Consider the following 26,019-nt stretch of genomic DNA (forward strand, 5'->3'; position numbering starts at 1 on the left):
AAAAAAGAAGAAGGGTTATCGTGACTAATCCAAGACAAGATAAATTATTACAGTTCGTTAACGACAAAGGTTACTACACCGTCGAAGAACTCGCTGAAATGCTCGATGTTTCCACTCAAACGATTCGTCGAGATATTAAGAAGCTTAGTGGAGACCGACTTGTAATACGTCACCACGGTGGAGCCAGTTCTCCTGCAACCAAAACAAACTTAGACTATGAAGTTCGTAAGGTTTCAGAAACAGAACAAAAAAACGCCATCGCTAAACGTATTGCAGAGATTATTCCGGATAACTCAACGGTTTTCATTACCATTGGTACAACCGCAGAGGTGATCGCCAGCCACCTACTCAATAAGAGTAATTTGCAGGTAATTACCAATAGTTTACGTGTGGCAAATGTGCTTCACAGTAACAAATCATTTGACGTACTTATCCCTAGTGGCAAAGTTAAAGCGTTCAACGGTGGCATTGTAGGAACAGAAGCCTTAGATTTTATTTCTAACTTTCGTTTCGACTTTTTGATTACCAGTGCGGCATCCATTGATGTAGATGGGACCTTACTAGAGTACGACCTGAGTGAAACACTCATCACTCAAACGGCCATGAAATCAGCCCGTCATGTGATGGTCGCGCTTGATTCTAGTAAGTTCATTCCGAAAGGCTCTATTGAACTAGGCCCAATAGATCAAGTCAGTCACTTATTTACTGATAGTCCAATTACAAAAGAATTGGAAAAAGTCATCAATAAGGGCGATACGATCATCGAGATTTGTAAAGCCTAGCCGCAGTGATTCACAGCGCGATAACGCCACAATTTGCAACGTAGCCGATCATGCATTGGGCGCTACCCGTTGAGATATCTTTATCCACCCTAAGCCAGCTTGGCTTAGGGTGTTTTATTTAAATGGGTCTACCATTTTGAAGCTTCAAACCAATAAATATTCCAATCACCATACATAACGTCGTGACCATTCCTGCTGCAGATAACGCAGGTAAGGCCACTAATAACTGCGAATCGTTTCCGCCACTGGCCATTACTGCGCCAACTCCCATCAGTAGGCCTGCTAAAAAATGTTTGAACAGACGCGACAAACGCGAAAATTCAAATTGAAAGGATTTTGTCATCACTGCCGCAACGACCATCCCCAATACAAGGCATAAAAACAGATAGAAGCGTTCAGCACTAGGCCAACTCGCGTCATGGCCATTCCACACAGACAATCCCATCGATTTAAGTAAGCTGCTCGGAGTCCAATGTGGTTCATAAATAAAAACTAAGCCCGCCATAACACCAATGCCCAACATGGATAGCCACAGTTTGCGTATTTTGGCTTCACTTTTAAATGCCACAACCAGTAGCAATGCGGAAAGAATGATTAAAATCCCCATATGTAACACAGGTGATATGACGTACGCTTTGACCATGTGGCCACTAAGCAGATCAGCAAATAATAGCCATGACACCAGCCACCCCAACATGGTGGCAAACATCATTATTTTCCCTCGAGCAAAGCGACTGATCGTTGATACGCCGCATCCACCGTTAAAAGCCGCACCTAAACCAAAAATCAATCCTCCAACCGCAGACAGTAAAGTAGGATAATAACTGTCTAACCGAACGGGCTGCCCAAGCAAGTACGCCGCACCGACTGCCAACCAAACAAAGGCCCCACTCAAGAGGATTGAAATTAAAAATATTGGCTTACCGCCTGTCGCTTCTTTTACGCCCCGCACCATACAAAGCCCAGTGGTTTGGGCAAGAAAGCCAATGACTGCGATGAACAGAAGTGAGAGAAGCAGCATAGTTGTGCCTTTGAAGGTATTGAAACACGATATCAATAACTATAGTCAACGCGCTAAAAGCCAAGAATATTTTGGGAAAGGATGGCTAGAGTCGCGGTGAAAACCCAGCTCTGAAAGGGAAAAATGATCGGTATCGAATCAAAAGCCTTTAAACAGCATACCGCGATGGTGTTCCAAATAACGTTTATGCTGGCTAACAATTGGAAATGACATACACTCATTAAGACCAATGACTTCTGGTTTTTCAAGATATTTAGAGATCATCACCTTGCCTTGATTATCGAACGAGATAAAACCTAGGTCAAACGCCTTATCCAAGTTCGCAAGTAACAGTAATCCATTGTATTTATCCAAACGTTCCTCATTGTTTGAATCTCGCCAAGGTTTGATATGTGATGCGAGAAGAAGCTGGGTATTCTTATACCCTGTTAACGCACAACCGCCCCACATCTGGATCAACTGCGACCTAAAGTTGCCTTGCCCTACCCTTGTATTTACAAGTATAGTTTTTTCAGTTTCAGTTAACTTCTTATCTGACATCACCTGCCGTATATCCGCATTAACATCGACCTTGGCTAAGTCAGCCAAAAAGTTATTATAGTGAACCAGCGCAGCACTATACATGCCCTTACCTTTACTATCGCGTTGCTTAAAGGTTTCAAGCATTCGAGCTTTTTCGTCCAATCGTACGAACTCTCTATAAGATTTAACCTCAGTTAGAGGCTCACAAATCTCATTTGCATCCATTAGCCAGTTTGAAATTGAGCCCCGAACCGCCCCCAGATAATTACTCGCGGTTTTCTCCGATTTTCCGAGATCCAATAACCATTGATAGTAAAGAGACGCTATGTCGGATAAATTACTAACCAAAGCATCTTTTATCTCGTTTGATACGATGTGACTTTTCATAAAATCGAAAAGCTCATCATCTAGATAAACATAAGAAACTGCTTTTGAGGAATAACGTTTAGTGTTTTGCTCCGTCGCACCCTCACTATATTTAAGGTGCCAAAACCCTTCAGTTCTAAGATGAAAATACGGGTTTTCAGGTGTGTTTTTATCGTTACCTTGGGCAAGGGTATTAAAATGGTGAGTAAATCGATCTTTTAGGGCCTGGTTAAACTGAATTTTATTATTAGCAATACTACCCACATGAATAAGGTCTATTACCGCCAATAGCATGCACACCTTATGAGGGCTTTTCCTACCACCAGCATTGTTCATATTGAGATTTCTGAACTTTTCCAGATACAGTTCAAGCACCAGACACTCCTTCGCTCTTAATACATTATTTATTCAGCATGACAACAGTTTGCCAACTTACTTCTTGCCGACATTGCATGTCGTCACCATCAAACACGTCAACCAAAGTCAAGTTCGACTTACTCGCGAGTTCTTTTAACTCAGTCACCGATACTGGAAAAGATTCTCGGCGGTCCCTAAAAGGGCCATAGCGCAACGAAAGAACAATTATGCCATCACGTTTCAGAAGGCTTCCAAGTGTCTGGATCGCACTTTTTCGTAAATTAATGGGAATATGCATCCACACTGCAGACAATAAAATGACATCAAATGTCTGGCCTTGCTTCGAAATGCGATCAAGATTGGGCAACTTGTCATCGCTCCAATAGACATCCTTTCCAGTCAGCGCCTCGCCTATTTCACGCAACTTATTACACGGTTCACACGCTATAACCTGACATCCTCGCGTCGTCAGCCACAGGGAATCTCTTCCAGAACCAGCACCAATATCGAGTACATCATTGCCAGAACTTGGCCAATATTTTTCCCATACATGATGCACCATTGTTGGTGGTAAGGCGTTATATTGCCCTGCAAGACTCTCTGCATTTTCTTCATAGAAAGAGGATGTTATAGACATTTTTAAAACCTATGACTGAAGTAAAGTCATAGTATAGGGCTTGGTTGCATAATACTAGAAAGTGCTATAAAAGTATGGGGAGTTTTGATGTAACTCACTATTTTGGGAGTGCATTTTTTGATAGCCAGCGTTACGTTTATTGACGTTTCATACATGAAATTGATTCGCTGACCGACCTGCTAAACTCGATTGGCATTATCCCCACTACCGCAACCACTCCCTAAACTCCTCAACACTCGCAAACGTACTCACACTCTGCCCATTCATGCTAAGCAGTACCAATCTATTGGCTGGGTTTACCTCGAGGAAGTAACTCAAGTCATCAACCATAGTGCCGTATACCGCGAAGCGAAATTGAAAATGCTCTGGAAACACCTTTTTTACTGAGTAAGCAAAATCATCGGGTTCATGTTGGGTGACTACATTGATGCATGCCTCAAACAGGGTTTGCCGAGGGCAAGCAACCGGAGGCGTCGGATACTGGGTTTGGATGGCCGCAGAAGAGGTTTGCTTTAATGACTCGTTTAGGGCGCTTTCCAGCATTGCGATGCGCTTATTTTGCTGGTGTGCGAGGTACCCAAATAGCATACATAGGATCGCGATGGTGCCTAAGAGTAATGTTTCTAGTTCAGTCATAGTGGTGCAATCTCACTAAACCACTCATCGACACTCCAATTGTTGGTGTTTTGGCTGGTTCGTATGGTTACGCTCTGCCCTACTAGGTTTTGTGCTTTTTCATACACAACATCGGCGCTGTCTTTATAGCGTTTCACGCTCATTTTACGCACGTTCCCTGCACTATTTTCAATAAACACCATGGCGTCTGTTTTCTCTACTCGAGTTAACACACCAAATGCATTCCACTTAAAATTATTCACAGGCTACCCCTTACTCATTCATTAAAACTCACTGCGGACGGATTTAACTATACCGGCCGCAACAGCGCAAATGATGAGATGCTACAGATGGTTACTGGATGTAAATAAACAGAATTTTCTTACAGGCATAAAAAAAGACGCCCAAAGGCGTCTCTTTTTAAGAATGTGGCGGGAGTGAGACCTCAGACCTAAACTTATAAACAATTGATTTATAACAAATTAATTAATTACAACATATGCAAGTATTACCATAGGTATTACTTTTTGTTAAGCCTTGGCCAGATCAACTATTTGGATAAACTAATTAACTTTTCTCAAGCAGACTTTCGACGATAATGCGCTCTCAGTTGCACATGTCACATTAAAGTCAATTAAAAAACGATGCTCTCTACATTCAACTATGTGAGAGACATATACAACTGTAGCCCTATTACCATTGTCGTGACAAGGGGATTGAGGTAATCTGTTGATTGTATAAATAATTAACGGAACGAATCATATCTTTCAAGCGAGTCGTTCCAATATCATAAGTACACACTACCGTACGACAACGTCTAAAGGCTAAGAATGCTTACTGAAATTCTCTCAAACTTTTCAGAGGATGAACTCTTAGAATTCCTCCCAAAGAACTCCATTAATTTTGCATTAGAAATTGACGAATTCAATAGCAACTCAGAAAGCACATCTTACAATAAGAAACAATTGGCCAGAGTGGTTGCAAGTGTTAAGCAGGTAGACTTCGTTTTTGATAAATCGCTAAGAGATAAACTGATAGAACGCCTAAGCCCAAAGCTATTAGTCAATCTCTTCCCAAGTTTTGGTCTTCAGGCATCGCAAGTTATGGCTGCTCATTATGATGCAATTAGCGCTTGGTCAGAAGAAAACCTCGAACAATTTGCATCAACTATCGGCTTGTCAAACTTATACCAATGCCAACTACAACAAAGTGCCGAGTTTGAAAGCATCTCTTACATTGAACCTAATTACGGACTGTACCCTTACCAGCAAGATATCAGTCAACAAGTATTTTGTCGCCTTCGTAACAACCATGAAAGAGTATTGATTCACCTCCCAACAGGCGCTGGTAAAACTCGAACAGCTATGAATATTGCATCGGAGCATCTCAGAGAGTCTCCAAACAATGTTGTCTTATGGTTGGCAGATCGTGAAGAACTATGCTCACAAGCCTATGAAGAATTTGCGAAAGCATGGAAATCTCTTGGTAATCGCCCTACATCTTTGTACGGCTTCTATTCTTCATCTTCCGAAAGTTTAAGCGGTATAGACTCTGGGTTTGTGGTTGGAGGATTACACAAGTTTTTAAGCCTCAGAAAAACAAATTCGAAGCAACTACAACTACTCTACAAAGAGCTCTCTGAGAAAGTTACATTAGTTATCTTCGATGAAGCCCATAAAGCAGTAGCCCCAAAATTCCAGGAAGTTGTCCAAGATTTTATTGATAACAAGGCATTTCACGCTGACTTAATAGGTCTGACAGCAACTCCGGGGAGAAGCTATTCAGAGCTGGGGTTATCTCTTGAAGATCAAAGGCTCGCCGCATTTTTCTACAATAACAAGGTATCGATGAAAGTATCCGGATACTTATCCCCGATCGATTACTTAGTTGAGCAAGGGTATTTAGCCAAAGCAAATTTTAAATCCCTCAATTACGACCACTCCAATATTGCGGCATTCGAACTAAGAGATGCTGGTGGTATAGAAACTATGACCACCTTAGCCAACAACTTAGAACGTAACCGGAAAATCATAGAAACGATAATTGAGGAATGTAATCAAAACTCCCAAATTATTGTTTTTGCCTGTACGGTCGAGCACGGCATCAACCTAGCAACGGCACTGTCCTATCAAGGTATTAGAGCTGCATCTATTGATAGTAAAAATGATAGTTCTGAAAGTAGAAGAGCAAAGATAGCGCAGTATAAAGCCGGTGAGATTCAAGTATTAGTTAATTTTAATGTATTAACTGCTGGTTTTGACGCACCAAAAACTAACGTGACAATTATCGCCAAGCCAATGAACTCTCTCGTTCAATACTTGCAGATGGCTGGACGTGCTATGCGTGGCCATAAGAGTGGCGGTAACACGGAATGTCGAATTTATACAGTCATGGATGATATACCAGAATTTCAAAGCATCAGCCTTGCATTCGGTTACTGGAACGATATGTGGGCAGAGAAGGAAACTAATTAATGAGCAACAGATTTTTAAGTGCCGAAACCGTTATAGAGTCATTAAGAGATAACGGCTACAACAATACTGCCTATGCCCTCGCAGAGCTAATAGATAACAGCCTACAAGCTACAGCAACCCGAGTCGAAGTCGGCTTTATCGAAGAGCAGCTGGCTGCTAGGAAGAATTATACAGTCTCTGAAATATCTCTCTGGGATAACGGCGTTGGTATGGACTTAGATACACTTCGCATCGCGATGCAGTTTGGTGGAGGAACTCACCGAAAAGATACCAAGGGTATGGGTAAGTTTGGTATGGGCCTACCTAACTCATCCATATCTCAATGTCGACGTGTCGAAGTTTGGAGCTGGCAAGAAGGCGATGATCCTCACTACACCTATTTAGATGTAGATGAAATGAAAAGCGGTAAACTTGAAGAAGTGCCCATCCCGGTGGCTATGCCTATTCCTAGCAAATATGAGAAAGCATTTTTTACGAAAAGACCCGAATCTGGGACTCTTATTATTTGGTCGAAATTGGACCGACTCAGTTGGAAAACAGGTAAATCCATCTATCGTCATTGTGAGCATCTAGTTGGTAGAATGTACCGAAACTTTATTAGTGATGACAATATAAAAATCGAAAGTATTACTTACCGGAAGTCTGGCGAAGATCGTCTCGATGTATATGATCGTGAAACGTTTAAAGCCAATGATCCTATGTACCTGAAAAAGAAAACCTCATTGCCAGATTTACCAGGTAACTACAAGGGTGAAGCATTCTTTGAAAAGGTCGATGAAGAGGTTATTTCAGTAGAATACTTAGATGAAAATGGAGAACCAAAGCGGGATGATGTAACAATTACGACGTCAATGGTCAAAAAAAACGTCGCTAACAGAATTCTCAAAGAAACAGTGGGACGCTTAGGCGGAACAGCCTGGGGTAAGCACTGCGGAAAGAACGTGGGTGTATCCGTCATTCGTGCAAACAGAGAGCTTGTCTTGAGAGATTCTTTTCTCACATCCGCATTAAGAGAGAGTAAAGGACGTTTTATCGGTATCGAGGTGTCTTTCCCACCAACATTGGATGCAGTTTTCGGCGTAACCAACAACAAGCAAGATGCGGTAAAATTGATCCCGTATGAAATCAGGAACATATCTACTCAAGCAGGTTTCGACTCCGAGCAAGAGTACCTTCGTGATCTAGAAGAAAACTCAGACTCCCTACTACAAGTGCTTAAGGTTGTGGGTGCAATTAAGAAGCACGTAACAGACTTGACTAAAAAATTAGAAACTATCAACGTCGAAGGTAAAGCTGTTAAAGGAGAACAACCGAAGTCTACGTCTGAAGGCGCTGCATCAAAAGCAACGCAAGGTTCTGCTAATCGCGATAGCCACGGGCATAAAGCTAAAGAAACTCCACCTGAGAAGCTGGAGAAAAAAGATGTGGTTGACCACCTCAAAAAAGCGGGTGGCATGAGTGAAGAAGAAGCTGAAGAAAAAGCAGAACGTTTAATTCTGACAGGAAACCGATTCTTAATTGAAGATGTAGCGAGGGATTCTGAAGCATTCTTTGATGTATCGACAAGTAAAGGGCTAACTCTTGTATTGTTCAATACCAACCATGTCTTCTATCAAAAGCTTATTAGTAAACTAGGGCCTGAAGAACTCGAGGTAATGCAAACGACAATTGCTGGCTTTGCTCGAGTAATGAACGAAACTACCGACGATAGACGCTTGGCATACTTAAACTCGATTAGACGTGAATGGGGCTTAGTCATCAGTGAATTCTTAGAAGAGCCAACAGATGATGGAATGGACGAGTTTTAATGAGCGGGTTAATTTCTAGTACTGAGCTAACAGAAGAGTTAGAGACAATAATACCTAATTGCAAGAGCTTGAAAATCATTTCCGCCTTCATGACTCAACCAGCGACGCGCTGGTTGAGTCAGTTGGTTGAAGGAAGCCGCCCATCAGTGAAATTAGTCGGGCGTTTTGCACCATTAGATTTTATCCAAGGTTCAAGTGATTTTGGTGCTCTACGAGATTGCATCTCACAAGGGTTCCAAGTTAAGGCACTCACTAATTTGCACGCTAAAATCTTTCAAGTTGATGAAGAAACTATATTTAATGGCAGCGCCAACTTGACAGGCAAAGGGCTAGCTTTAGTCAATGATTGCAATTTCGAAGCCTGTAACAAAGTACAGGCTTCCTCCAGTTCTAAGGAGTTTATCGATAAAATTATCAGCTCCGCATCTGAGCTAACGTTGGAAATCATTGATGAAATGGAGCAGTACATACAAACTATCGATGGTACATGTAAACCTGAACTTCAACTGACGTGGCCCGAGCATGTGCTACCGCAGTCTAAAGAGCTTTTTGTATCTGACTTTCCGTTAGTAAAGCCTGGAGATTTTGCTAGAGAGTATGAACTCAATCCATCCCTTCAATTTGCTCAAATAGAAAGCGCAAGAGATGATAAAGAACTTGCCTCTGCTTTATTTAAACAGAGTAAAGCCTATCAATGGTTAAAGGTACAGGTTTGCAACAATCTTAGCGATCGCGATCTAGGGTTTGGGCAAATATCACGTTTACTGCACGATGCACTTGCTGATGATCCTGCACCTTACAGGCAAGAAGTAAAAGGGCTTCAAGAGAACCTATATTCGTATACCAAGTTATATGCAAAGGATGAACTTGAAGTCTATGTTCCGGGTAGAAGAAGTGAAGTTTTGCGATTGAAATAATGCGAGAGAATAATAATTCTCTAATTTAACACCATTCCTACACAGTACAAACGTTACTTAAAGAGAAAGCTAAACATATGGTCAGAAAGCAAGATTCGCTATCGTTTTCAAATGTTCGCTCTATGAGAGGAAAGTCGTTAAGAACAATAATCGCAAATCCAAATAAAGTACCCGATTATTCAGGAGTATATATTTGGAGATATTGGCCACAACCAAAAAGTTATACCAAGAATGATTTAGTCGATTTTCTAAAGAAAATAATTCAAGAATACCCTATTATAGAGAAAGCGCTTACTGTTAATAACGATAATATGACATATAGTCGCTATGCGTTGGGTAATAACAGCGAAAAACCCTTTAGCTCTTTAGGACTAACTGATAAAAAAATAATTCAACTTGAAACTTTGCTCGAACAGAAAGAAAAGATAGAGTCAATCAGCAATGTGTTTGAAATGATGCTCTATATGCTTCCTCCACTATATATTGGAAAAGCAAATGTGATCTCAAATCGTATCAACCAACATATAAAAAGAAGCTCGTCAACGCTACTTGATAAACTTGATAACGCAAATATAAGTCATGGTGATGTATATATCAGCTTCATACAGGATGAACTAAGTCTTCCAGACAAAGATATGTCAGATCTTATAGAAATAATTTTTCAAAGAGTCACTAACCCTGTTTTTACAGATAGACAAGGATAATACAATGGTAGAAAAGAAAAAAAAGAAGAAGAGCGGTAATCCCCCAAAAAAAATTAACTTCAATTTGTCTTCCGCTGTACCTTATACGAAAGCATTTTTTGGCCTAGAACACGAGCAAGTAGGGGTCTATTTTCTTGACATATCGGTCAATGACCTATTAAAAAACTTTAGAATATTTGAAGAGATGAATAATGTCGAAGTATGGCCTATAAGTACATTGATTCAAAGAGAGCTTGATCATGGGCGAGCAAAACAAATTGCGGTAGACTACCTGTTAAATTCTGGCGTTACTAAGTATTTCCCACCTCTAATTTCGGTAATGATCCCTACAGGAAAAGACTATCTTCCCTTAGATAATTTTCAAGATATAGACACGACTGCGTTCTCGACTAGTTTTGTTGATGGAAGTATAAAACATATAGATCCAGAAAAATACCAAGATTTTGATGACGACACTATTGAAATTGCAGGCGGCATCTTCGAAATTCCGTTCGATCAAAGTTCCGGCGATATTGTATGGGATAACAATCGGCTATCATCAGTCATAATTGATGGGCAACATAGATTCAAGGCTTTAAAAGAAGCCGCAGCTATAGACAAGGATATCTTCGATCTAAGAGTCACCGTAACTTTGATCGACCTACCTTCTTTATGCAAGAGAAATAAAAGAAAGCCTACGGAAATAGCACGCGACTTATTTGTAACCATAAACAATACTCCAGTCGAAGTAAATGAAACAAGACTTGTATTAATGGATGACAAAGATGTACTGGCTTGTTTTACACAGGCTCTAGTCGATGATGCCGATAAAACCTCCCCACCATCAATAAAGCCAGAAGTTGTCGATTGGGACTGCGAAGGAGGAAAGCACAATACTGACATTTCTTTATCTGGTGTCCTCACTATTAGACAAATCATACAGACATGTATTTTTGATGACAAAAAAGCTTCTAGTATTGATGACCGACAAAATCAAAGAAATATTCAACAATGGCTATCTAAACTAGATGCATGGGTTTCACCAGACGATGAAATAAAGAGACTCTTGAGCGAACAAGAAACGTTCAAACATAGGATGGATACCGCTAAACAGTCAACCGCTGATGATGACGAAGACGAAGAAAGCTCATTCTTGTACAGCTGGTCCCCTTCAGCTTCTAAAATAGCAAAGAAAGAATTTTCATCAAAATACAAAGAAGTATTTCGATATGTTTTTGATAATTTAGAACCCTTCAAAGAGTTTTATCAAATTGCTGGCACTCGCTCTGCATTTGACGAAGGTTCCGGCTTGAGAACTTATCTCAGATCATTTACAGGCAAGAGAAAAGAACTTGAAAAAGACTCTTCTACGTTAACAGTAAAATCAGTCAATGCGTTCAAAAAAGAGATATCCAACTTAACTTCAAATAATATTTGCTTTTCTGTTATGGGGCAGAAGTCAATTTTCAAGGCTTTGTTTGATGAATATTTGTCAGAAGTAGAAGATAAAAATAAATATAACTTGATGGTTGAGACTAAGAATTTCGTCAATGATTTCAACACCATGTATGAAGCATTCAATTCCTCTAGCGTTTCTGACGAAGTAGTATTTTCATTAGAATATAAAAACAAAAAATCCAAACCCAAGAGTGCCTATAAATCTCTAGAGCTTTATTTTTGGTCTGGTATTATTCGTAAAGCCAATGGCGAAATCGATTATAGTAAAAAGGCTATAGATATACTCTCTAAAGTTATCATTGACCTCATTTTAGCAAAAAAAGAAAGTAGTCTAACATCGTTTACATCCTCAAAAGATATAACGAATAGGCACATTAGTCAGCTGAAAAAGCTATTACCTGAGGAAGATGACGATTTTTACCCAAAAAATGCTAATAGAATTCTCTTATCTAAGTTACAGCACGTCATTTCAGTGCTATAACTAGCAACTATTATGAAGGGAAGGAGTGGTTACCCACTCCTATATTTTCATATCGCTTACTTATAACAAGTGATACAGGCGCCACCGCCTTCTTCTAGATCATACATTGCATCCATGTCTAACGTGTCGATTAGCATGCTTTCATCGACCATCGCATGCATGCCTAAACGACGTTTCTTTTCTCGTTGCTTTTTCTTTTCGAACCGAGCCTTTACCTTCTCGTGGTTTTCCTTGATTTGCTTGATGCGCTCAGGGTCTTCCAACGTTTCTAGTGGTTCATTAGGGCCCATCCAGAAGAAGGTTTCACCATTAGCACTGGTTTCAGCTCTTTTCTCGTAAGACTTAGCTTCCTCAAAGGCTTCTGGATGCTCTTCACGCAGTCGTACCCATTCTATCTTGCGTTGGAAAAAGCAGAACGTACAGCCTGAACGAGAGCGCCAGTCGTAGTACTTGGGTAAACCCAACCCGGCACTATCGAGAATGTCGAAGACTCCCTGTTTTTTTATGCCGTCTTCTGCAAACGGCATTTTAATGGTGAGGTACTTTTGGTTTTCATTCGGGCGGTAGCCATCTCGCCACGGTTCATCTGCGCGAATACCGACATAAGAGATGACTTCATAGCCATCATTCAGAAAAGGTCGAATCCATTTTTCAAAGGGTTCGAGCTTCATGCGGATCGTACACCACCGTTGCTGGCCCGCTGGTAGAAAATTATTGTGTTGCTCTAACCAATAATCGAACCCTTTCTTGTCATTGATGTGCAATATGGGCTTACCTAGTACAATTTCTAGTTGTTCTAGGTATTCATACACTTCGGGCAGTTCTTTGCCGGTATCGGTAAAGAAATACTCGATATCGAGTTCAGGATAGTTTCTAGCCATGTACACTGCGAGAGCAGCACTGTCCTTGCCTCCTGATAGGCCAAGGACATGTTTCACCTTGCGTTGATCACTCATTAATAATACCTGCGTGCTTTAACTTTGCGCTTCGAGCGATTTTCTCAGTAGTTGTTGTAGTAGATTGATTTTATGGAAATCATCAAGCTCTGAGAGCTGGCGTTCAATCGTGCTCATGGTACTTTGCAGCTCTTCTGTTTCTATTGCTCTGATTTCTCGTTTGAACGATGTCAGCTTGCCATCATCTCCTTCTAAAACAAGGGAGACCAGCTTTGTTTTGCCCGATTGTGAAGCTGTATCGCTGCCATTACGTTGGGACTTCACTACACTCAAAAAGTCTTGGGCGTAATCACTGATTTTATTTGATGCGGTCTGAAGGATACCCTCGTTCCAGTTCTGTTTTCCGCGCCCGATGACAATTTGAATTATGCTTTCCAGCCATTGTAGCAGTCCGGTGTCACTTTTCGCGAGTTCGCGTGCGAACGCCTTTAAGCGCAAGTCGCCGGAATTTTGCTCAACATACTGACACATGTCAGCAAGCTCTTCACCGCTTTCTGGGAAAATGGTTTTCACCTTAGTTTTAATAGCCGCAAGCATTTGCTCGTGCTTTTGTCTCAATGTCTTAAAGCAGTCTTCTAACACATCGATTTGACTCTCAAAATCGTCAGCGCCAAAGGCGACTAATTCTTTACACAAGTCTTTGATGAGTAGTGTATGAGGATCATTTGCTTGTAAAAATAGATCCCGGACCCTCAAGTAGGTTCTGTTACGCTCGTCATTGTCTGGGAGAATATGGTGCGCATTTTTCACCCAGTGCGGAAGGTTGTGCATTGTCGTCACTAACGGCGTTGCGACAGACAGGATGTTATTGGAGACATCGCGGTTTGTTTCAGACGCCGCGAAAATCGCGAGATGCTGCAACCACTCTTTCTCATCCTTCGCCAACACTATATATTTGACGGCAAGATTGCCCGTGGTCTTAATCAGCTTGTGCACATAGTCGGTATCGGGCTCTGCAATGAAGGCAAATTCACCAGACATATCTTTCTCGTAATAGGCGATTTGTTCACCCATCGACTTCAAAAACGCGAGCAAGAAGATGGGAATGACCCCCTTTGTCAAACCGAAAGGCGCGCTTGCCCAAAGCTCTGCGATTTCAGATAAATCGACCTCGTTACCCTTGCAATCTTTTAGGCGTTTTTCCGCAGCGGTGAATACGGCATTAAACTTTTTGTCTAGATGCTCTCTAAACCAATGCTGACCCTTTTCACCTACAGCTGAGTGAATATCAGTGTTTTTTAAGCAGCTAATATACATGGATTTCTCTGGTGGAAAGCCCTCAATACCTAAGTCCTCTTGATCTTCTTCATCAAGCATCGCTTCAAGCAGCTTTTTCAAAGCGGAAACAGCCGTACCAGAAAGTTTGTTGCGGTTAACGAGCTCGTTAAGAATTCTAGGAGTTTGATGGTATATGCTATCAGCGGCAAAGGTAGCGATTTCACTCATCGTTTCTTTGTCGTAGACCACGCCATTGTGTATCCATCGTGCGAAATTAAAGGCAGTCGTCAATGCGGCGTCTAAAGCCGACTGAGCGTTAAACGAGCGTGCTTTGTGCTCTTCTCGAGCGACCTTGTCGTGTGTCAGTGCGGCGCCGGTAGTTTTGTCGCTTTTGATGAGCTCTAGCGCGTACTTTTCATTGGCTAAGCTAATGATTTCATTTGCATTAGGTGCACATGCGATCATCAATGATTTATCATTGCGTGTCAACTCAAGTAGGCGCTCTTCTGGCTCATCTTTGAGTAATAACAAGAAATTTGCAAACTCGCCATTTCGTGAGCCTGTTAGGGTCGGCATATCGATATGGTTAAGTTGCATCGCTACAGTTTGAGCGGCCCATCTCAATGTACCAAATTCGTGATAGTGCCTTTTCGCAATCACTTGGGAGCTAAACTGGATACGTTCAATGGCTTCGTGGCTGTTATGTAGTTGTTCGACTTTTTCTTCCACTAAGCCGGCAATATCGAGATCGGAGCCTTCAAACACGACCCAAGCCGATAAATACTTTCTAAAAACGATGCATGAGGCTTCTTTAAGTTGTTGTAAGAACCCTTTAAGCTGCTTTTTATCAGTCATCTCGGTGGCGGTAAGAAGCACGCTCTCCGTCGCCGTTAGATTGGCAGATTTACCAAACAAGGTAATTAACGAGATCGCTTTAAGTAAGGCGATGCATTGTGGAGAAAAGTCTTGTTTGAGTGCTTTTCTTATCGCATCTGCCGCGGTTGCCCAACCATGCCCATCCGGAGAGCCTAATATAGCGTGTTCCATGTTGGCTTCAAGGTAGTCCCACAGGAGGCTAAGATCGTATCGCGCGTTTTGGTCACTCGTTTGTTGCAAGAAAAGTTGGAAACTGAATTGCTCGTGCGAGTTCAAAAAGCTGAACGTACTGCGTTCGTTTTGACTAAAGCGTCTCTTGGCAATAGGCCCTAAGAGCAAAGCTGTTAATGGGTGAAGGGGAACACATTGCTCGAGTCGCGTGAACAGCAACTCTTTACGCTGTTGTTTGTCTTCCAGTGCTGCGAGTACGCGTTGCACTAACTCATCACCACTGCGGTGTGGCGACGTTGTTTTAATTGAATTACTGATCAGCGCGACTGTTTCATCCGTCGATACATTGTACAGAATGTCGCTATAGCGGCCTTGAATTTTGGCCCATTCATCTTGCAGCTTAGTGCCGCGTTCTTTTGCATATTCACTAAATGCTTGGTGTAGCAAGCCTAAGAAGATGACCGGAGTATCAATGCGAGAGAGCTCTTCAGCGATGTCTTGAAACAAGTGTAAATCACCGCCACTTCGGTTAATGAACTCTAAGCTTTTTCCCATTTCATCAGCAATAATCAGCACGCCATCGACACAATGTGCTACATCGTCAAAGAGGGCCTTCCATGTGCTAATCAGTTCGCTATCACTCTCAACACTGGCTTTACGGTACTTGTTGAGCACTTTGGTATTATGCGTCTTAGGGTGCTCCTCAAGTGCTCTTAACGTGGCATTCCAAAAAGATTCGATCGGGCCAGTGACCCCGCCTACTGCTCGTATTTGTAGCCAGCCTTTTTGGTAAGGAGCACTCTCTTCTAATAGAGATTGTGATTCTGTGTTAATGGTGTCGATTGCGGCACTGCGAATACCTGAATCAGCGTGCAATAGGCCCGCCATAAGTAGCGCAACCGTCGATTTACCGGAACCGTAGGCGCCGGTTAATGTGTACGCACTTTGCCCTGTTTGGCCGTACTGGCGAAAGAGCGTTTCTAAGGACGCTTGTGCGGTGCCGTGATAAACCAAGCCAGGAAAGAAGTCGGTGCTCAAGTCACTATCTATACGTGTAGAGCGTTGATGGCGTGTAGCGATAGAGTATTGTTTACTGAGAGTCACGCTTATTTATCCTCTGGTTGGTAGTAGTGTTTAAGGTACTGGCTTGGGTCTGTGCTATCAATGTTGTCAAACGAGTGCTGTACTTGTCTTAAGCCTTGGGTATCGGTCCACGCAATTTTGCCATCAGTGAGTGTTTCGACTTGATCCAGCTTGTCACTAAGCCCTGCGGAAGATAGGCGGAAAACCCGGCCTGGGGAGCCTACATCATTTAGCAATGCATCAAAAGATAACGTGTTCACCTGGCTACCTTGATGCCTACGCTTCATATAGTCGATCAGTGCATAGGTGAAAATTTCGACCGGCAACGAAGGGCGACGAGCTAGCTCGGCAAGATAGCTCTTTGCGTCCTCTTGCTTGAGTAATGCGAGTTCTGTAAAAGGAGAGGCAAAGCTGTCTTCGTTGATTTTGTTCGACTGTAACGATTTGTGGGCATACATTTGCAAAAGACAATCGATGTCCTTATTCAGCGTTGCCTCTGTAAGTTCCTTTTCGTGATTCGCTAGAGCGTCTTTGGTTTCGGTCGCTAAAGAGTCTTTCTTTACTTTTATTCCATTGAAATAATTAAAGAAAAACCTGGAAGCATTGAGTTCGCCTTTACTAGGCTTGATAGATTGCAGCAGCCAATGTAAAAGCCAAGTAGTACCGATTTTATCGAGGTATTCGTCATAAGCTGATTGCTCGTTGTTGTGCGTAAACAACCGCTTAGCGAGAGGCGTCAGGCAATAAATCTGCTCTTTATTGTCAATACATGTCACCAAGTTCAGCGCACGGATCCAGTGCCGCACAGACAGCACCATATTTTTACCCATGCCCATCGATTGCATTTGTTGCTCGATGTTCGACTTACTAGAAAGGGACTCTCCTTTTACAACCTCTTGAATAATCTTGTAAATCCATCCATAACGGATAGGGAAAGTTTGATGTCCGGAGAATTTCAGTGTCGTAGATTCGATGCTCAATGTGCTTACCTTGCTGAATTGGAGATTTTATCCAAACAGTGATCTTACACATTAATGCCGGCAGGTCTAGGTGCTTTTGCTGAAAGTTGACAGAGGGTTGTTTTTTTATACAGTACTTTGATAAAAATGGGACTCTGAACAATAGAAAGCTCAAAAACGATTGTTCATTATATTTAAACAAATAGAAAACGCTAACACAAATATACAAGCACATGGAAAAAGAATAATATATGATAAAAATCAATAGCTTATAAATATCTCACCAATAATTCGCTTTAAGGTTCACCTCGATAGGTATAAGATGACAATGCTTCTTTTAAACTTCAAACCCTTCAGGGCTTTATGAATAACTACTTCGATTATGCAGCATCAACTCCGGTCTCTCAGCACATTTTAAATGCAATGAAACCTTGGGAGAACGAAAAGTTTGCGAACGCATCTTCAGCTCACCAAGCAGGGCGAGCCAGCGCACAGGCGATCCAGAGAGCAAGAGAGCTAATCGCGGACAAAATAGGAGCTCTTCCAAGTGAAATTATTTTCACCAGTGGTGCTAGTGAAGCGAATAACCTCGCTATAAAAGGTGTTGCTTTCAAACATCTTGATGGCAAAGGGCATATTATTACTTCAGAGATCGAACACAAGTGTATTCTCAATGCCTGTGCTTTTCTCGAGTCAATTGGCTTCGTAGTGACTTACCTCGCGCCAGATAAGAATGGCCGCATATCGCCGTCTTCTCTCGCAGAAGAAATACGAAGTGACACAATTCTGATTTCTATCCATCACGTCAATAATGAGCTTGGGACTATTCAATCCATAGAAGAATTTGGTGCGATAGCTTTTGAGCACAATATCCCCTTTCACACTGACGCCGCGCAGAGCTTTTGTAAGTGTGACATCGACGTAGACGATATGGATATAGACATGCTCTCTTTATCAGGTCACAAAATCTACGGTCCGAAAGGTATAGGTGCGCTTTACGTACGGGACGCCCGAGACTCTGAACTCGTCCCATTGATTCACGGTGGCGGCCAAGAAGCAGGGTTGCGAGGCGGCACCTCCCCTACCCCGTTGATAGTCGGACTCGCAGCTGCAGTAGAATCGTATCCAACAAAATCAGACCCTATCGAAAAGCAATTTCTCGACGTCATGACGCAGTTTGATTGTATAAGGAACGGCGGTGTGTCCGTAGTGCCGTCTACGTGGAGCGTTACATTCCACACTGATGAAGAAGTGACGCGCTTTACGAGCGATTATCCTTGGCTGATTTCTCAAGGTTCTGCGTGTAATGCACTCTCAAATGTGGCTTCACATGTCCTGTCAGCTATTGGGATGTCCGAAGAAGTTGCACGGCGCACTTATCGCATCAGTCTTCCTCCATATCAGCTTAGCGAGAGTTGAGCCTAAACCCTGAGACGGTTTTTCCTGTTTTAAGCAAGTAGTCTTCGAACATTTGCCGGTGCAAAATGACCTCATTTGTTGCCGTTGTCCCTAAGAGCTTTGATAACCGAATATCAAAGCGCTTTTGCTTTTCATACTGTTCACTCTTCTTATCAAGCAACAAGTGTTTATTGAGTAATGGTGGGCGGCGTGCTTCATCAACATAGTCAAAAAAATCGATATCTTGATCTGCCATCTTTATCTTAGTTCTTTCGACTAAATACGGAACTGATTTTTCGAAATCATCATAATGGGTCAAGGTAAGCTTACCGGAGTTGATATGAATTTTGACTAAGTCAATGGCGTCATCGAGTTCACCATACATCTGCAATGCAGCGCCAACATAAACACGTAAAAGGAGGGGTAACTTTTCTATATTGCTCTTATGGAAAATCAGAGAGTGCCCTTCATTGAGGATACTAGCCGGTAATTGATGGTGAGCTTTTACACACTGCTCTCCAATGAGCTCAGTATCTGCGATCGCAAAAAGCAGCTCTGTCGCGAGATTAATGGCCGTACGGTAATCATCGAACAAGGCTTTGATATCGCGCTTTAGGCTTTCAGGTTGTTGTGTGTAGGGCTTCCGTTTGTCAAACAGCCCCATAGAGAAAAAGACAAGCAGGTCTTCTTTTCGGGATTTCTCTGCATTGGCAAATTCCCGGGTATCGAACATTTCCTGAAGCAACCCAAACACTTTTTTATGAGAACCAATTAGACTTCTTACTTCTTCAGAGCGGTTAAATTCGTCATTAGCCGGCACCCGACCGAGTTCTAGGCATACGTTCCAAAAATCATCAAACAGAGTGCTGTTTTGGCTTATAACCAATTTGGCTTTATCTTTGCTCTCTACAGGCTGAGGCGACGTCAGCTGCTGCCAAGTATGGTGCCGTTGGTACTTACTTTGGAGGTAACGTTGTTCTTCTAACTTATCTTTGAATATGCAGAAGACGCCCGGTGCAACGGCAATGGCGTCCTCTTGTAAAGAGCGTTCTAGGTATCCCTTGAATTCTGATTGTGCATAGTATTTTTGGAAGGTATTTCTCGACGTAATAACCCCGTCTTTATAGGGCTGGAACTGCGCGATATAGGAATCATTAGCCAGCATAATAGAGACGACCAGTACTTTATTTGCGAGCTCCCAAGCGCTCAATAGTGCTTCAAGGCGCTCATCTTGGTCTTCGATAACATTCAGAACAAACCCCAGGTTAACTATGTCTGAATTGACTTTATCGTTATCAGGCGAGAAAACCGGGTCCCAGCCCAACACATCAAGACCGTGCGCTTCTAGCTCTCTCAGATCATCCCCTCGGCCACATCCGTAGTCGAAAATAGAAAACCGCCCATCTAGGTAACCTTGCTTAGCCAATGTCTTCATTGGGCCAGATAGCTCATGGCGTACAATGGCGGTTTTGTGGCGATCTATCCCGGGCTCTTGTTTGGCGTCACTCGATATGTCCCTCTCTGCTTTCAATAACCTCCCATCGACTAACCGGTATCCCTTTTTCTGGATCAAATTTAACCACGACTGTTTGAAGCCAATAGTGCGAGTGTTCTCGTATAGGCCCGCCTCCTCCCCTTCATTAGTCAGCGCGGTGAAGAGCTCAAAATGGTCACTGCCTGGTAGAACCATCGTCTCTTTTCGATGCAGGATCGGAGGGTTTTCTGAAGAGCGATAGCAAGTCAATTTATGACTAAGTTTGCTCAGATCTACATTCAGGCTCTGTTCTAGCGCTGGGTAGGAATCAGTGTAAAAGGTTGGGTAATTCAGTAAGGATAAACGGAATTCCTTTTTAAACAGCTTGATGAGGTTCCACTGATCGTCCGGTAAGTTCACTGCCTGAGCTACAGCAGGAATAAAACGCTGTAACTGTTCTGGAACTGCGTTGATTGCATCTCTATGAACATAGACTGAATCAGGAAGCTGTTTACCTACCTCAATCTGCTTGACCAACGAACTAAAAATATGAAAATCCATATGTCCCTTCTATAACCCACACAATACCATCAACACTTTAGCAAGTTTGTAGCTAGGCTACCAAGTCACACTTACGTTAGATCAACCATTGGGCAATTGATTACCTATACACTCGTTTAATAAGTTAACCACCGTGACGGACGTAAGCTCAGCCATAAACAACTTAAAGAACGCCAACGAGCTGAACGTGATACTTATCCTCAGAACCTTAGCCTACGTGTCCATCGCGCCTTGAGCTGGCTGAATAGGTCAGAACTTTGCGACGATGATGACTCTAAGTTTATTTTCCTGTGGATAGCGTTCAATTCAGCTTATGCGCAAGAGTTTGACCAGCGACACCACTATGGAGAGCAGGGACTGTATGGCACATTCTTGGAGAAACTCATCACTTGTGATCAGCGAGAGCAATTACACTATTTAGTTTGGGACGAGTACTCCAACACTATTCTAGTGATCTTGGTGTGATCTTGGTGTGATCTTGGATAACGAATTTATCCTCCAGGCATATTGGGATTATCATGCAGGAAGAATTACTGAAGATAGCTGGAAGAGCGAACGCAGCAAAGCTAAAGTCGCCGCTAACAAAGCACTGAGTCAAAATGATACGGCGAAAGTACTATCTATACTGTTTTCTCGCCTATACACCCTACGTAACCAACTAATCCATGGGGGAGCTACTTACTTGAGCTCGGCGAATAGGCAGCAGCTCAAAGACTGCTGCGGTATTCTAGAAAAACTGGTTCCGAGTATTATTGAAATCATGATGGACTCAGCAGACAAGATTTGGGGGGAAGCTGTTTATCCACTTATCAACAATAACTAGCTCATTGAGTAGTTAAAGCCCTTGAGAATCATCGTTACTAACAAACAGCTCGTTGATAATTGTGATATATCGCTCAGCCACTGTGCCAACCTCTCGATAGGCCATCTCGAGAATCATTGATACCTGTTCGTTGTTCTCAAGAGGTACGTAGTTTTTCTCGTCCATATAAGCTTCAATTGCCTTAATCTTGTCATCACGCCCTTCTAGAAACTCACGAAAATCTTTGCTTGCCTTTGCGCTATTACATTGTCTACAGCTAGGTACTAAGTTCCCAAGACGATGCTCTCCTAGATAAACCTTATTAATAGGGATTGCGTGCTCAATAACCAGTTCCTTTGACTCTCCACAATAAGCACATTGATGGTTGAAGTAGGCTTTGGTTGCCTGCCAATCCGCTTCAGAAAACTGCTCTGCCCCAAGGTTACTAAGGATATTTCGCACTAATAGGTTTTGAGCATTGCCTATCGCATTACCACGGTAGCGGCTATTATTTGCTCTGGCGGTTGGTGCTGATAACTTGCGCGAGAGTGTTATTCTTGATTCAAGTAACTCACTCTCCAACTGAGATTGGTCATAGTCGATACCGATCCGTTTTAAGTACTTAGTAAAGTAAACCGCATCTTTTTCAAACCACTGGCTACATGCGCGAACAGTTTGCCCACGTATCAAGTAAACTTTGGTCCAGTATCGTTTGGATAAACCCGAAGGAAGATTGCTGACTGGAACCAAAAGAGGAAAGTTGAGGTTAAAGGTGCGCTTGGAGTAATCAGCATCGCAAAGGCGCTCGAACTCGTTGTGACTTTTTTGCTCGCAATACTCCAGTACCTTGGGCACAAGCGCCTGTACTAACTTTCCAATTTTCATAACGGGTCCACTTTTTCCTAAACTGACGATACTAGTAAGTACATGCACTAGCTATTAAACAGGAAAAAACTTTGTAGCTTAATCGGTTAGGTTCTTTTGTATATAACGCACAACATCATAGGACTTGAAGTGTTCCGCAATATCCAAGCAGTCAATGGCTCTTTTAGGAAAAGCTCTACCAACCGGTACCGTATACGTTTTCTTCCAGTCTCCACCCTGTTCGATCATTTTATTGAACAATTGTAACTCGTTGAGCTCGGCAGCCAGCATCAGCGGCGTATAACGCATACCATTTTTTACCACTTCGGTATTTGGATTGGCACCAGCATTTAATAGGATTCGAGCAATCTGGCGCATAGATGAAGGTTTAGGGAAACGTGTCTTTACACGTTCAAATATGGCGTCCATCATAGCGAGGAACCTTTGGTCCTGCAGTTGAGCACTCAAATGAGAACCTAACTCGGTATTGAATGGTGAATTCGTCCCTGCGAATAAAGGCTTAAGCCGGTTCACAGCCTCTTCACTTGGCATCGACATAAAACTTTCCTTGAACTTACTCGGATTCTTGATCATTGCCAGCTTACCCAAACACGCATACAGCGGCGTTTGATATTCAATACTTCCCTTCAGATCGACAGTGATATCCTTGCTCATCGATAGCACCTTTTTCACGATCTCTGGACGACCAGTCTCAACCGCAGCAAACAAAGGAAAGTTCATTTTTCGTGTAGAGACTGAATTTAGAGTTTTCTCACTATGCGCATGCTCTGAGACAAGATTGAAAATTGAGTCGTCAAGTGGCGACGTCGGCTCACTATAATCAAGATTCGCTAGAGCAATCAATAACGGGGACTCGCCCACTTCCGAAAGAGCATTAACACTTGCAGCCGACTCAAGCAGCTTCTCAACTTTCTCAACGTCGTTATTTAGACAAGCATAGATAAGTGGTGTTGTCTTTCGCTTAGCTCCCCCTTCCAGACCAATTTCAATTTTATTTCGCTTAGAGTTGGTGTGTTCGGAAGAGTAGATCTCTTCTATAATATGACCGACTTTTTGCTCGTATACCGGCCATTTAATTCCTGGATAACAAAGTTCATCAGGGAAGTAACGCTTAAATTCAGAGCGATAAGCCTCCACTTCATTGTTAGCTAAAACCTGGTATTTTCCCGAATCTTCGGCTTGGTACCTTGCTGGCTTCAGCTCATTAAAAAAGTAAATTTGTGCCGTTTTTAATCTTTTGAGAAAAACTAAATCTGGCCTAGTTTGATGAGCGGCGACCAACAACGACTCCTTGATGATCTCTCCTAACACTGTATTTGAATGATCCCGGTACAAAGCCGCTGTAAACGCGTGCTGATAGTACTCGTTCGCTTCAGTTAGCTCCCCAGCCCAAACGGAATATCTAGCTTTGTACCAAAGTAGATGATGATACGCTTCTATCTGGCCAGGAAGTCCTTCAATCGCCAGCTCCAAGTTTGTTAACCGCTTTTCAAACTCGTTCTTGTCAGCCGCAGACTTTGAAGTATGACTGACTGCCTCGTACCACTGCTTCAATGAACTAAGCTGTTCGCAGAAATCATGATAATTTGTACTGCCATTCCTGTTAGCCTCCAGAAAGGCTTTTGCATGTAAAAATGATACGTTCGTAAATGTCGAACTTGTTTGGATATAGCGAACAAAACGCGAGCTAATGACACCCCACTTTATCATTCGCCATGATTCGTCCGATAAAGCGTGGTCAGCTGCGCTATCAATCCCCATCACAAAACGAAAAGAAGGCAGTTCAGTTCCATTCCACCACGTTCGTAGACGGTCCTTCATATCCTTATCATCAAAACAGCTTTGGAGTAATGGAAGCATGTCCGGATTGAATACTGTTAGCTCCATGTCATTTGGTAGACAGAGAGCTTGTCCAGCTTCCTCTTCATTCAAAAAGCAACTAAGTACAAGATTTTCAAAAAACCGCGTGCGCTCAAACAGTTCATTCGCCTGTTCAACAGAAAGACAGTCCAACGGATAATTTCTCATCCAATGAGCGTAACGTTTGAGTAAGTTAACCAAAAAGTTTTCTACTCTCGCTGATATCTCGTCATCAAAGTTTTGTCTTATTGGGTTCAGAATGTTCAACGACAATATCGCGTGATACTTGTCGATGCTTAGCTCTTCTACTTTGCAGCTATCATCAAGTTGCTTCGCTGCACGCCTGCTGTCATCTTCGTCACTAGCTGTTTTTACGTCAAATGCAATAGCGACCTCGCGAAGTAAATACTGAATAGTTGGATACGGCTTAGCTCGTTTTTTGTGAAGCAACTTCATTGCTGATTACCCTTAGAATGTCTTTCTTGAAGTTAATGTAAGCCCGTCGGTCACTGGGAGTGGAAGGTATGGTTATACGTTTACCTAAAGGCGATAACAATGCAATATGTTTGGTACCACGGACAGCGGTCCAGCAGCTCAATTTCACTAATGAACGCACAAACTTATTGATATCCTTATCTTTGCTCATTCTTCGCATATAAACACCTTCATAGGGCCGTAAACCGGCCCTACGTCAAAATGAATTATTTAGAACGCTTATCTACGACACTCTGAGCTTTGGCTGCAAAGCTGCCTTTAGGAATTTTGCCTCCATTGGCTTTCGCCGTAGCTGACTGTATGCGGCGAACATCAGTTTGAGTTAAAGGTTTCTTAGATTCCGTCATGGTATAGCTCCTGGTTGATTAAGACATTTACATCTTAGTAATCAGGACTATATAAATCTGCGAGGTGATTGGAGAGAATATTTTTAGATTGTTATTTGCTCTTGGAGCCTTCCAGTGATTCAAAATTCATCGTTGTTGTAAGCACTCCTCCATCCACTCATCTACCTCACTTTCCACCCAGGCCACGGCCCTATCCCCTAAGCTAATGGATTTTGGAAACTCATCATCATTCATCTTGCGGTAAATCGCGGAGCGGCTCAGAGCGGTCTTTTCCATTACTTCTTTTAGTTTTAAAAATCTCATGGGTTGGTTTCCTTGTTATTTCTCATAACAGGAGTCCGCCATTAATTTTTTACCCAGAAGGTCCCACTAAACTCCAACGACTGCCGCTCCGTCTCTACCGTAAGTACTAATCCCTCATTCAAAAACCTTTCAGATATATGTCATCAAAGTGAATCGGAACCACCGTTCACTTTAAGGAGACATACCATGCCAAGATACAACTACCCAGCCCACCAACCATCTAGCCTGAATGAATTGCTTGAAACGGCAGCAGAGGCGCTTGCACACAAGTTCAAGCGCGAAGGGACATTCACGAACCCGAATAATGTAAAGGAGTATTTGAAACTCAAGCTGGGATCTTACGACCGAGAAGTGTTTGCTCTGATGCTGCTCGATAACCAACACCAGCTGATACTATTTGAAGAGCTGTTCTTTGGCACCATCGATGCGGCAAGTGTTTATCCAAGAGAAGTAGTAAAGGCTGCCCTCAATGCCAATGCTGGCGCTGTGATCTTTGCTCATAACCATCCT

Annotated in this window: 22 protein-coding genes; 9 read left to right on the forward strand and 13 right to left on the reverse strand. The window is 42.5% G+C overall.

Going from position 1 to position 26,019, the window contains the following annotated elements; all coding sequences use genetic code 11:
- The first annotated feature begins 20 nt into the window (after positions 1-20).
- Positions 21-782 carry a DeoR/GlpR family DNA-binding transcription regulator gene (locus MD535_RS20640; RefSeq protein WP_265676911.1) on the forward strand — a complete coding sequence of 254 codons (762 nt, stop codon included), beginning with the start codon at positions 21-23 and terminating at the stop codon, positions 780-782.
- A gap of 118 nt (positions 783-900) precedes the next feature.
- Here the strand turns inward: MD535_RS20640 and MD535_RS20645 are convergent, their stop codons facing one another.
- From MD535_RS20645 to MD535_RS20665, 5 genes are all read right to left on the reverse strand, one after another.
- Entirely contained in the window at positions 901-1,803 is a 903-nt protein-coding gene (locus MD535_RS20645) for a YeeE/YedE thiosulfate transporter family protein (RefSeq protein ID WP_265676912.1), read from the reverse strand.
- A 138-nt stretch (positions 1,804-1,941) separates the two neighbouring features.
- Positions 1,942-3,069, reverse strand: a complete 1,128-nt coding sequence (locus MD535_RS20650) for an HNH endonuclease (protein ID WP_265676932.1) — start codon at positions 3,067-3,069, stop codon at positions 1,942-1,944.
- Positions 3,070-3,091: 22 nt separating this feature from the next.
- Complete coding sequence (locus MD535_RS20655; RefSeq protein WP_265676913.1) at positions 3,092-3,685, reverse strand: class I SAM-dependent methyltransferase; 594 nt, start codon at positions 3,683-3,685, stop codon at positions 3,092-3,094.
- 204 nt (positions 3,686-3,889) lie between these two features.
- Positions 3,890-4,321: a hypothetical protein gene (locus MD535_RS20660; protein ID WP_265676914.1), complete on the reverse strand. Its 432-nt coding sequence runs from the start codon at positions 4,319-4,321 to the stop codon at positions 3,890-3,892.
- Complete coding sequence (locus MD535_RS20665; RefSeq protein ID WP_265676915.1) at positions 4,318-4,563, reverse strand: hypothetical protein; 246 nt, start codon at positions 4,561-4,563, stop codon at positions 4,318-4,320. Before MD535_RS20665 ends, MD535_RS20660 begins: the two co-directional genes overlap by 4 nt.
- A gap of 567 nt (positions 4,564-5,130) precedes the next feature.
- Here MD535_RS20665 and MD535_RS20670 point away from each other — a divergent pair.
- The 5 genes from MD535_RS20670 (at position 5,131) to MD535_RS20690 (ending at position 12,121) form a co-directional block, all read left to right on the forward strand.
- Entirely contained in the window at positions 5,131-6,774 is a 1,644-nt protein-coding gene (locus MD535_RS20670) for a DEAD/DEAH box helicase (RefSeq protein ID WP_265676916.1), read from the forward strand.
- Positions 6,774-8,582: an ATP-binding protein gene (locus tag MD535_RS20675; protein ID WP_265676917.1), complete on the forward strand. Its 1,809-nt coding sequence runs from the start codon at positions 6,774-6,776 to the stop codon at positions 8,580-8,582. Before MD535_RS20670 ends, MD535_RS20675 begins: the two co-directional genes overlap by 1 nt.
- Positions 8,582-9,499, forward strand: a complete 918-nt coding sequence (locus tag MD535_RS20680) for a phospholipase D-like domain-containing protein (RefSeq protein WP_265676918.1) — start codon at positions 8,582-8,584, stop codon at positions 9,497-9,499. Before MD535_RS20675 ends, MD535_RS20680 begins: the two co-directional genes overlap by 1 nt.
- A 122-nt stretch (positions 9,500-9,621) precedes the next feature.
- Complete coding sequence (locus tag MD535_RS20685; RefSeq protein WP_265676919.1) at positions 9,622-10,203, forward strand: hypothetical protein; 582 nt, start codon at positions 9,622-9,624, stop codon at positions 10,201-10,203.
- A gap of 4 nt (positions 10,204-10,207) precedes the next feature.
- A complete protein-coding gene (locus MD535_RS20690; protein WP_265676920.1) occupies positions 10,208-12,121 on the forward strand; it encodes a ParB N-terminal domain-containing protein in 1,914 nt (637 codons plus the stop codon).
- Between the two features lie 56 nt (positions 12,122-12,177).
- On the opposite strand, the gene MD535_RS20695 is transcribed toward MD535_RS20690, so the two are convergent.
- The 3 genes from MD535_RS20695 to MD535_RS20705 are packed head-to-tail and all read right to left on the reverse strand — an operon-like array spanning position 12,178 to position 17,405.
- A complete protein-coding gene (locus MD535_RS20695) occupies positions 12,178-13,077 on the reverse strand; it encodes a phosphoadenosine phosphosulfate reductase family protein (protein ID WP_265676921.1) in 900 nt (299 codons plus the stop codon).
- Positions 13,078-13,095: 18 nt separating this feature from the next.
- The gene (locus MD535_RS20700) at positions 13,096-16,446 is read right to left on the reverse strand and encodes a hypothetical protein (RefSeq protein WP_265676922.1); all 3,351 of its coding nucleotides are present in this window, start codon (positions 16,444-16,446) and stop codon (positions 13,096-13,098) included.
- 2 nt (positions 16,447-16,448) lie between these two features.
- Entirely contained in the window at positions 16,449-17,405 is a 957-nt protein-coding gene (locus MD535_RS20705; protein WP_265676923.1) for a DUF4007 family protein, read from the reverse strand.
- Between the two features lie 342 nt (positions 17,406-17,747).
- On the opposite strand from MD535_RS20705, the gene MD535_RS20710 reads away from it, so the two are divergent.
- A complete protein-coding gene (locus MD535_RS20710) occupies positions 17,748-18,803 on the forward strand; it encodes a cysteine desulfurase family protein (RefSeq protein WP_265676924.1) in 1,056 nt (351 codons plus the stop codon).
- Here MD535_RS20710 and MD535_RS20715 read toward each other — a convergent pair.
- Complete coding sequence (locus MD535_RS20715; protein ID WP_265676925.1) at positions 18,790-20,817, reverse strand: DNA phosphorothioation-associated putative methyltransferase; 2,028 nt, start codon at positions 20,815-20,817, stop codon at positions 18,790-18,792. The genes MD535_RS20710 and MD535_RS20715 overlap by 14 nt on opposite strands.
- Before the next feature lie 478 nt (positions 20,818-21,295).
- Between MD535_RS20715 and MD535_RS20725 the strand changes: the two genes are divergently transcribed.
- The gene (locus MD535_RS20725; RefSeq protein ID WP_265676927.1) at positions 21,296-21,640 is read left to right on the forward strand and encodes a hypothetical protein; all 345 of its coding nucleotides are present in this window, start codon (positions 21,296-21,298) and stop codon (positions 21,638-21,640) included.
- Positions 21,641-21,652: 12 nt separating this feature from the next.
- On the opposite strand, the gene MD535_RS20730 is transcribed toward MD535_RS20725, so the two are convergent.
- From MD535_RS20730 to MD535_RS20745, 4 genes are all read right to left on the reverse strand, one after another.
- Entirely contained in the window at positions 21,653-22,504 is an 852-nt protein-coding gene (locus MD535_RS20730; protein ID WP_265676928.1) for an HNH endonuclease, read from the reverse strand.
- A 78-nt stretch (positions 22,505-22,582) separates the two neighbouring features.
- Complete coding sequence (locus tag MD535_RS20735; RefSeq protein WP_265676929.1) at positions 22,583-24,820, reverse strand: ankyrin repeat domain-containing protein; 2,238 nt, start codon at positions 24,818-24,820, stop codon at positions 22,583-22,585.
- Between the two features lie 245 nt (positions 24,821-25,065).
- The gene (locus MD535_RS20740; protein WP_082957075.1) at positions 25,066-25,206 is read right to left on the reverse strand and encodes a hypothetical protein; all 141 of its coding nucleotides are present in this window, start codon (positions 25,204-25,206) and stop codon (positions 25,066-25,068) included.
- A 126-nt stretch (positions 25,207-25,332) separates the two neighbouring features.
- Positions 25,333-25,509 (reverse strand): AlpA family transcriptional regulator, encoded by a 177-nt coding sequence (locus tag MD535_RS20745; protein WP_265676930.1) that lies wholly within the window; start codon positions 25,507-25,509, stop codon positions 25,333-25,335.
- Between the two features lie 186 nt (positions 25,510-25,695).
- On the opposite strand from MD535_RS20745, the gene MD535_RS20750 reads away from it, so the two are divergent.
- On the forward strand, positions 25,696-26,019 hold a 324-nt coding region (locus tag MD535_RS20750), incomplete at its 3' end, for a JAB domain-containing protein (RefSeq protein ID WP_265676931.1).

It is taken from the genome of Vibrio qingdaonensis (assembly GCF_026191675.1).
GTDB lineage: Bacteria > Pseudomonadota > Gammaproteobacteria > Enterobacterales > Vibrionaceae > Vibrio > Vibrio qingdaonensis.

What these genes read in the sequence shown, in the direction of transcription:
- MD535_RS20675 (WP_265676917.1), top strand. Translation starts at nt 6,774, where the DNA reads ATGAGCAACAGATTTTTAAGTGCCGAAACCGTTATAGAGTCATTAAGA.
- MD535_RS20670 (WP_265676916.1), top strand. Translation starts at nt 5,131, where the DNA reads ATGCTTACTGAAATTCTCTCAAACTTTTCAGAGGATGAACTCTTAGAA.
- MD535_RS20715 (WP_265676925.1), bottom strand. Translation starts at nt 20,817, where the DNA reads ATGGATTTTCATATTTTTAGTTCGTTGGTCAAGCAGATTGAGGTAGGT.
- MD535_RS20710 (WP_265676924.1), top strand. Translation starts at nt 17,748, where the DNA reads ATGAATAACTACTTCGATTATGCAGCATCAACTCCGGTCTCTCAGCAC.
- MD535_RS20660 (WP_265676914.1), bottom strand. Translation starts at nt 4,321, where the DNA reads ATGACTGAACTAGAAACATTACTCTTAGGCACCATCGCGATCCTATGT.
- MD535_RS20690 (WP_265676920.1), top strand. Translation starts at nt 10,208, where the DNA reads ATGGTAGAAAAGAAAAAAAAGAAGAAGAGCGGTAATCCCCCAAAAAAA.
- MD535_RS20695 (WP_265676921.1), bottom strand. Translation starts at nt 13,077, where the DNA reads ATGAGTGATCAACGCAAGGTGAAACATGTCCTTGGCCTATCAGGAGGC.
- MD535_RS20645 (WP_265676912.1), bottom strand. Translation starts at nt 1,803, where the DNA reads ATGCTGCTTCTCTCACTTCTGTTCATCGCAGTCATTGGCTTTCTTGCC.
- MD535_RS20680 (WP_265676918.1), top strand. Translation starts at nt 8,582, where the DNA reads ATGAGCGGGTTAATTTCTAGTACTGAGCTAACAGAAGAGTTAGAGACA.
- MD535_RS20655 (WP_265676913.1), bottom strand. Translation starts at nt 3,685, where the DNA reads ATGTCTATAACATCCTCTTTCTATGAAGAAAATGCAGAGAGTCTTGCA.
- MD535_RS20740 (WP_082957075.1), bottom strand. Translation starts at nt 25,206, where the DNA reads ATGACGGAATCTAAGAAACCTTTAACTCAAACTGATGTTCGCCGCATA.
- MD535_RS20730 (WP_265676928.1), bottom strand. Translation starts at nt 22,504, where the DNA reads ATGAAAATTGGAAAGTTAGTACAGGCGCTTGTGCCCAAGGTACTGGAG.
- MD535_RS20745 (WP_265676930.1), bottom strand. Translation starts at nt 25,509, where the DNA reads ATGAGATTTTTAAAACTAAAAGAAGTAATGGAAAAGACCGCTCTGAGC.
- MD535_RS20685 (WP_265676919.1), top strand. Translation starts at nt 9,622, where the DNA reads ATGAGAGGAAAGTCGTTAAGAACAATAATCGCAAATCCAAATAAAGTA.
- MD535_RS20735 (WP_265676929.1), bottom strand. Translation starts at nt 24,820, where the DNA reads ATGAAGTTGCTTCACAAAAAACGAGCTAAGCCGTATCCAACTATTCAG.